General features: G+C 48.6%; 5 protein-coding genes and 2 pseudogenes. 2 read left to right on the forward strand and 5 right to left on the reverse strand.

Annotation, left to right across the window (positions count from 1 at the left end; translation table 11 throughout):
- Positions 1 to 564: 564 nt before the first annotated feature.
- The 5 genes and pseudogenes from CIK94_RS14335 to CIK94_RS03995 all read right to left on the reverse strand — a co-directional run bounded on the left by CIK94_RS14335 (position 565) and on the right by CIK94_RS03995 (position 5,171).
- Complete coding sequence (locus tag CIK94_RS14335) at positions 565 to 732, reverse strand: hypothetical protein (RefSeq protein ID WP_158216505.1); 168 nt, start codon at positions 730 to 732, stop codon at positions 565 to 567.
- Positions 733 to 736: 4 nt separating this feature from the next.
- Positions 737 to 1,573 (reverse strand): dockerin type I domain-containing protein, encoded by an 837-nt coding sequence (locus CIK94_RS03985; protein ID WP_144008287.1) that lies wholly within the window; start codon positions 1,571 to 1,573, stop codon positions 737 to 739.
- A gap of 13 nt (positions 1,574 to 1,586) precedes the next feature.
- On the reverse strand, positions 1,587 to 3,872 hold the full coding sequence (locus CIK94_RS03990) for a leucine-rich repeat domain-containing protein (protein ID WP_254046132.1): 2,286 nt from the start codon (positions 3,870 to 3,872) through the stop codon (positions 1,587 to 1,589).
- Positions 3,873 to 3,947: 75 nt separating this feature from the next.
- Positions 3,948 to 4,385 (reverse strand): annotated as a pseudogene (locus CIK94_RS14925) (leucine-rich repeat domain-containing protein); the annotation flags it as partial.
- 21 nt (positions 4,386 to 4,406) lie between these two features.
- Complete coding sequence (locus CIK94_RS03995) at positions 4,407 to 5,171, reverse strand: hypothetical protein (RefSeq protein WP_094421430.1); 765 nt, start codon at positions 5,169 to 5,171, stop codon at positions 4,407 to 4,409.
- A 63-nt stretch (positions 5,172 to 5,234) separates the two neighbouring features.
- Between CIK94_RS03995 and CIK94_RS04000 the strand changes: the two genes are divergently transcribed.
- Complete coding sequence (locus CIK94_RS04000) at positions 5,235 to 5,549, forward strand: hypothetical protein (RefSeq protein ID WP_094421432.1); 315 nt, start codon at positions 5,235 to 5,237, stop codon at positions 5,547 to 5,549.
- Positions 5,550 to 6,008: 459 nt separating this feature from the next.
- Positions 6,009 to 6,209, forward strand: a pseudogene (locus CIK94_RS14720) (recombinase family protein); the annotation flags it as partial.
- Positions 6,210 to 6,805 lie beyond the last annotated feature (596 nt).

The raw sequence follows: 6,805 nt of genomic DNA on the forward strand, positions 1-6,805 counted from the left end.
GATGATATGCACCCAATGGTGGAATGGTGTGTGGTGCGCATCCAATGATGGGTTAGCCCATCGTGGATGGTACGCACCCTTGGCAACTCTGACGGAGTTGCGATTTCATAGCCCAGGGTTGAGGGGCGAAGCGCCTCTACCATGGGTGCAATTCACTACAAATCAATGCTACTCTGAAAGAGTTGCGATTAGCCGAAGGCGTTACCGCAGCGAGTTTTTCTGCTTATTTATTGTGATAAATTCCAACTGAGAATAACGCCTACGGCTAAACGCAACTCCTACGGAGTTGCTGCTGCTTGCGGACATCTCTACCATGTACCCCCTCCCTCTTCATGGACACCTCACCAGCCACGAGCACCATTCCAGCCTTACCCAAGGGGAAAGAGAACCTCCAAACCGCCTTAAACACAGCAAGTACGAGCTCCCGCCCCTTGGGGAGGGTTGGGGAGGGGCTTCCTCGGCTTGGCTTCCACCTAAAAAAGGCCCAGACTTTCCCTATACCATTTGGAGAGGCGGGAGAAGTCTGGGCCACGGATAAAAGTCAAGCTGACTATTCAGCTATCGTCATTCATCTTCGTCATACCAGTCGTCGCGCGGGGCGAGGATGGGTTTGGTGTTATCGGCATTACCGCTGCCAAACTGCACACTGCGTTCACCACTACCAGCGAGCAGGGTGTGCATGGCATCCACACGTATGCGCTCTGACTGGGGTCTTACATAATTATGTCTCATTGTCTTATTCTTTGTTTACATATTTGTTAATCACTTTGACCGCATCGGCCGTATCTATCTTTCCGTCACCATCGACGTCGGCTGTCGCCTTGTTGAGCTTGTCGGTGGTACCCTTGATATAATGTTCGATAATCATCACGGCATCGGCGGTATCTATCGTGCCATCACCATCGACGTCGCCCACCTGACTATTGGTGATATTGCCCGTCTGGCTGCCGTCGCCCTGGGGCTCGTCGGGACTGTCGGGGTTATAGACAAACCGTGCTTCGTAGTTCACGTTGCTGGCAGGCATCTCGAAGTTGAAAGCGAGCTGGTCGCTCTGCTTCACGCCGTCGAGGAACCATCCCTTGAACTTATATCCCTGACTGGGGGTAGCCCTAAGTTCCACCCTCGTACCAGCCTTGGCTTTGGCTCCGTTGTCGCGGTTGAACGAACAGCTGCCCGGCTCATTGGTAGAGAGATACACACGGTAGGTGTCGGGCATCTGTGGCTCAGAGGGGTTGACGGGCGTAAAGTCGTAGATGGCTACAAAGTTTACGTTGCGGTCGGCCACGACATACTCGAACTGCTGCTGCTCGCTATACTTCTCGCCATTGAGCGTCCAGTAGGCGAAGGTGAAGTCCGGGCTCCGCGACGAGGTCCTTATCGTTACCTTAGTACCACTGAGATAGGTGCCACTACCCGAGGTATAGCCGCGCTCGGAACTCACGCTGACCCTAAGGCGCAGATCGGGCTCGGGCGGATTGCCAGGGTTGAAATCGTCTTGCGCCGACACCGTGAGCATGGCGCTGCCCACGATGAGCAGCAGCCATGTCATCAGTAATCGTTGTAACTTGGTCATAGTCCTATGCCTTTTATCTTACCATAAACTTGGCCTTCAGTCCTTCTACTTCTACCAGATAGACACCCTTGGCGAGGCCGAGGAATCCATCCTGGGTACGGGTGGCGTAGAGGGCACCGTTGAGAGCATAGACATGGAGGGTCTTGCCCTGCAGGTTGCTGATATTGAGGCCGCAGTCGGTGGGTTTCACGTTGACGCCAGTGGTGGTCACGATGTCGCCGATACCGGTGGTGCTGTTGTCGATGAGCAGCATGAAGCGGTTGTCGAACTCGCCGGCATCAGAGGTGAAGTGATAGTCGCCCTGGGTGAGGTCGAAGGTTATCTGCAGGTCGTTGTCGCGCAGGAGTACCTGGCGGTCCATACGTTGGGCGGCGATGGTGTATTCGCCAGCCTTGGCAGCACGGTAACCTATCTTCACGCTACCCTCGGGGCGCTCGTTGATGGCGAGTCTGCCTGCCAGAGCCTCTACGGTGTAGAGCTCAGAGGCGCCGTTGCTCTCAAACTTGGCGGCATCGCAGTCGCGCTCATAGCCAGCCTTCTTGTCGGGATTGAATACCACGCGGGTCTTGTCGGTGGTGGTGCCGTCGCTCAGGGTGAGATTTACTATCTGGCGCTGCACGTCAAACTGTCCTTCCATGCGTGCCTTCTGCATCTGGCTGTTCATCTTCTTGTCTCTGCCAGTCTGGGTAAGACGGTTGTCGCCACCAAAGTTGATGTCGTCATTGTCCTTAGGACACTGCACGAAGAATGCCTCAAAGGGATTGAGGAAGGCGTTGTCGTCGCCGGGGCGCACAGCCTCGTAGGTGTTGCTGTCGCTGTTCCAGCGGGTGATAGGACTCTTGTAGCCCATATCGTTGATGTCGTAGAACGCAGTGAAGGGGTTGCCCACAAAGTTCCAGCTTGCGTTCTGCTCATTGGTCGACGTGTGAATATCGAGCTTGGTGTCTACATTCACGTTGGGCAGTTTGCCAAACTCATTCTTCTCGATCTTGATAGACAGCGTGCAGTCGAGCGACGCCTGGAAGATATAGCCCTTGCCGGGGTAGAGATATTCCTCAGAGCTATCCAGGTCTATCCATCCACCCTTGCCATACTCGGCACGGATGGCGCCATTGTAGGTACGGAACACAAACTTCACATTCTTGCCACACGAGATGTCGGCTTTTCTCACCTTGAAGGGGAAGCTGAAGAAATACCAGCGGTTGGCCTTGATGGTAATGTCTATATAGAGCCCCTTGGCATTAAGGTTGGCATTGGCGATGATGGATGCCCAGTTTTTGCCGTCGCCCTTGATGTGTATGGTGTCGGCATCCTGGGGAGGCAGCTCAGGCTTGCCGGGCACGATGATGCCACCACCGGGGTTGATGTCGATATCGGGCTCACCCGTGAATCGGTCGTCCAAGGTAAATTCCTTGTTCAAGTAGAAATATTTGTAGGGTTCGTCGAACTCCACCAATTTGGCGAACTGGCTCCACTGGGTGTTCCAATAGTAATTGTTTTTGCTCTGCTTGGGGATATAGAGCGTGCCAGTCTCATAGGCTGTTTTTGAGAATGTCTCTTGCTCTGTATTAATCGGCTCCACGGTATAGGTATATACCTTTTTTAGGTTTTCGCAGTTGAAGGCACCATCGCCTATATATTTTAGCGTGCTGGGGATTCTTACTTCTGTGAGCTTGTCGCAGCCAGTAAAGGCGTAACCACCAATATATTCCACACCAGGCAGTGAGATTTTTTCCAGACGACTACAGTTCGTGAATGCATATGAACCAATCGTCTTAAGCGTAGGCGGGAGGTCTATGTTTGTAAGGTTAGTACAATAATTGAAGGCATAACCGCCAATCGACTCTAACTTAACAGGCAGGACAACTTCGACAAGGTTGGAACAAGACTGTAAAGCACCATCTCTAATGCTGATAGCATTCTTAGGCAACTTTACGGATACAAGTTTGTCTAAACTGGCAAACATATAATCTCCAATAACATTATCCTCAGTATGATATCCTGTATAGTATTCATAATCATTGGACACGATGGTTGCATCTGTCAAGTCGAGATAGTGCAGATTGGGCATCTTATTACGTATCACCATGATGTCATAGCCGTTGATGGTACCCGTCACCTTCAGCGATACCACCTTGCCGAGATTGTCTTGACCCAATACATTCAGCAGCCCCGACTCCTTCTCCTGCGCAGTTACGGTGACATTATAGTCCGTGGTGTCGTTCATAGAGAGTATCTGGTCTTTATAGTTGCTCCATCCCACTGCTGTCCGATAATCATTCAGTGCACTTTCTGGCACACGAATCACACAATTCACCCCAAAAGAGTTAATCCTTACCAGAGGTGGAATTATTGCTGCAAGCGTAACATGTTTTGTTTCAAAAAAACTAAAATTGCCAATACTTGTTAAGGTAGATGGTAAGGAAAGATTAGTAATTGGACTATCAGCAAACGCAAATTTTCCAATAGTTTCCACCAAAGGCATGTTCACAGAAATAAGATTTGAACAGCCATTGAATGCAAACTCACCTATACTTGTCACCAATGGCATGTCTACAGAAGTAAGGCTTGAGCAAGAACTGAATGCGTAGTTACCTATACTTGTCACCGAATATTCCACGCCATCTACTGTAATCTTTTCAGGAATCACGATGTCACCAGTAGCATTTGACTTGGTAACTTCTGCTGTATTAGTACCTGTATAAAGGTTATAATTGATACCATCTACTGTTGCTGTTTGCGCCTGTATCGCCATTGTCCAGCATAGGGCGATGAGCGTTAGGCAGATGTTGATAAAAGTTTTGTGTGTCATGTTTTGTTTGATTTTAGTTAGTTATTTTATTTTCAATACTTTCTTTCCGTTCACCACATAAATGCCGCCGGGCTGCATGGTCTTCACCTCCTTGCCGTCGAGGGTGTATATCTTGCCGTGGGCGGAGACAGTGGTGGTGGGAGCGGTGATGGCTGTGGTGGCGCCTATCTGTATGCCATACTGTGGGGCAGAGGCTTGCGCGGCGGGCATCTCGAGCCAGCACTTGCCCTCGGGGATGAGAAACTCCATGCCATCCATGGCATAGAACTTGGCTCCCTCACCGAGGTCTTGCAGCACATAGCCGTCCTTGCGTTTCTGCGGAGCGATGGCGCCGCGGAGCAATCCGTCGCGGACCACCTCGCCATACTTGTTAGCATCGACCGTGCCCGACAGCGAGCCGGTATAACCAGAGGCACTATATAATATATAAGGTGTATAGGCAGCCAGCTGCGTCACCTCGTCGAGCACCACCAGCTGACCCGTGTCGTCGACCCCCTTGGCAGAATAGGCCTTGACGCCGTCAGGCAATGAGGTCACAGCGAAAGGCAACACGCAGGTGCCATAATGACTGGAGCCACTCACCGACAGCGTCGCCGTGCTCTCAGGCTTGGCATGGAGCGTAAGCGTCTGGTCCTTGCAGTGATACTTCTGAGAATTCTCCTTGGTAATGGTAATAAAATCAAGGTTGGTAACCTTTAGGACTACGTCTCCCGGCTTGAGATAGGGAGATACCTTTACCTTGAAGTAGAGTAGTTTGCCACTGGTGGCTGTGAGCACTCTATTCATGTCATCTCTACAAGATATACGAAGCCGTTTATTACTTACCACTCCATAAGAAGACGACAGACTATGGACAAGTTTCCCGTCTCTTCCTTTAGGGTAAATACATCTATCACCATCCCAAAGAACAACATAAGGCCCATATTCATCAACCACTACATCCACTCCAGGTGGAAAGAGGATATCCATCTGATAAGCAGTGTAAATCTGGGAACCCACCAGGCTTATCTCCACCTGATAGGTATCGGCGCTGCCTGGCACCAACGTAACATCATTGACGGTGATGTGGTCATTGGTAGGTTTAGGGAGCTGTGGCTCATTGGCCACCGCCCTGCCTCCTACCAACAGGCAGAGCAAGGACAAAAGCCAGGCCCTAATGCTTAAGTTGTAAACGTTTCTCATACTACAATTATTTTTGATAGTTAGTATATCTACATTTACGCCGGGGGTCCCCTGGGCCGGACAGGTTGTTAAGATAGAGATGGAAAGCGAGCATAAAAAAAGCGTGGGAACACCGCTTGTCGTCTGTCCCACGAACTGAGGCTCTCGCATTGCCTATTAAAGTTGAACAGACAACGCCAGAGCCCACGCCGGACTTCTTACAAAAGTTCCTATGTGCTGATTTCCAGTACATAACGTCTGCTTTATTTCCTTGGTGATACCTTTATGTTCCCAAACTTTGTAGAAGTGAATAAAGGTACATTGAGAGGGTGCTAAAGGTGAGGATTTTGGCTAAATCTCGAAGAATACCTAATTTACATTTGTTAACACGGGGTTAACATTTTATTAACAGATTAGTTTAGGTGATATAAACTTGTAATAACATAGTCCTTTGATCCTAAATCTTGGAAAAAGCAATATATTGAGAAAGGAGGTAAACTCGGCAGACCTGCAGGTTCCACCGAGTCCCAAGATAAAAAGAGGGAAGAATATAGAGAGGTAATCAATCTTCAGAATAAGGGCTATGCCATCCGTGATGTTGCTACACTCACAGGCAAGGGAATCAGTACAGTACAAAGAGTCAAGAAGGAATTTGTGGCTTGATGTTCGAAAACTTGATATGGAGCCGTGAAACACAGCCTCATAACAACGTGGTCAAGGGGATAGCGGTGTGCTATTCCCTATTTGTAATAAACCAGGGTGGTGTTTTGCCCCCGTGGTTTAACCAGATTCGTAAAACGCTAATATGGTTTCAAAACCTGATTGTTGATATGACAATGAGGTTTTATAACCAGTACCCTAATTCGGGGTAACGTTTTAACCAATGTCGCGTTTTGCGACGGTGGTATGTGCATATTAAACTTGAGAGAATCTTGTACTTCTCCCTATCGTCTTAGTTGCCCACAATCCCATTTTGGCTTGTGGTTTTTCGTAATTTTACAGCCCCAATGCGTCAGTAATGCTTAAAAATGTCTTAAAATAGCTGTAAAATAGTCTTGGAATATGAAAAAATTACACCAAAAGTTAAATATCTTTCGTAAAACGAAATTTATTTCAATTATTTTTTGTTATATGACTATTCCTAAAATTAGTTGACAGAATTGGATGCGATTAACTAATTAGGTTTACTACTTTTATTCAGTTCTCTGTTTTACTTTACAAGTTCTGTTAGTTGAACTGATTTGTTTTACAAGATTTCA

It is taken from the genome of Prevotella sp. P4-51 (assembly GCF_002251455.1).
Taxonomy (GTDB): Bacteria; Bacteroidota; Bacteroidia; order Bacteroidales; family Bacteroidaceae; genus Prevotella.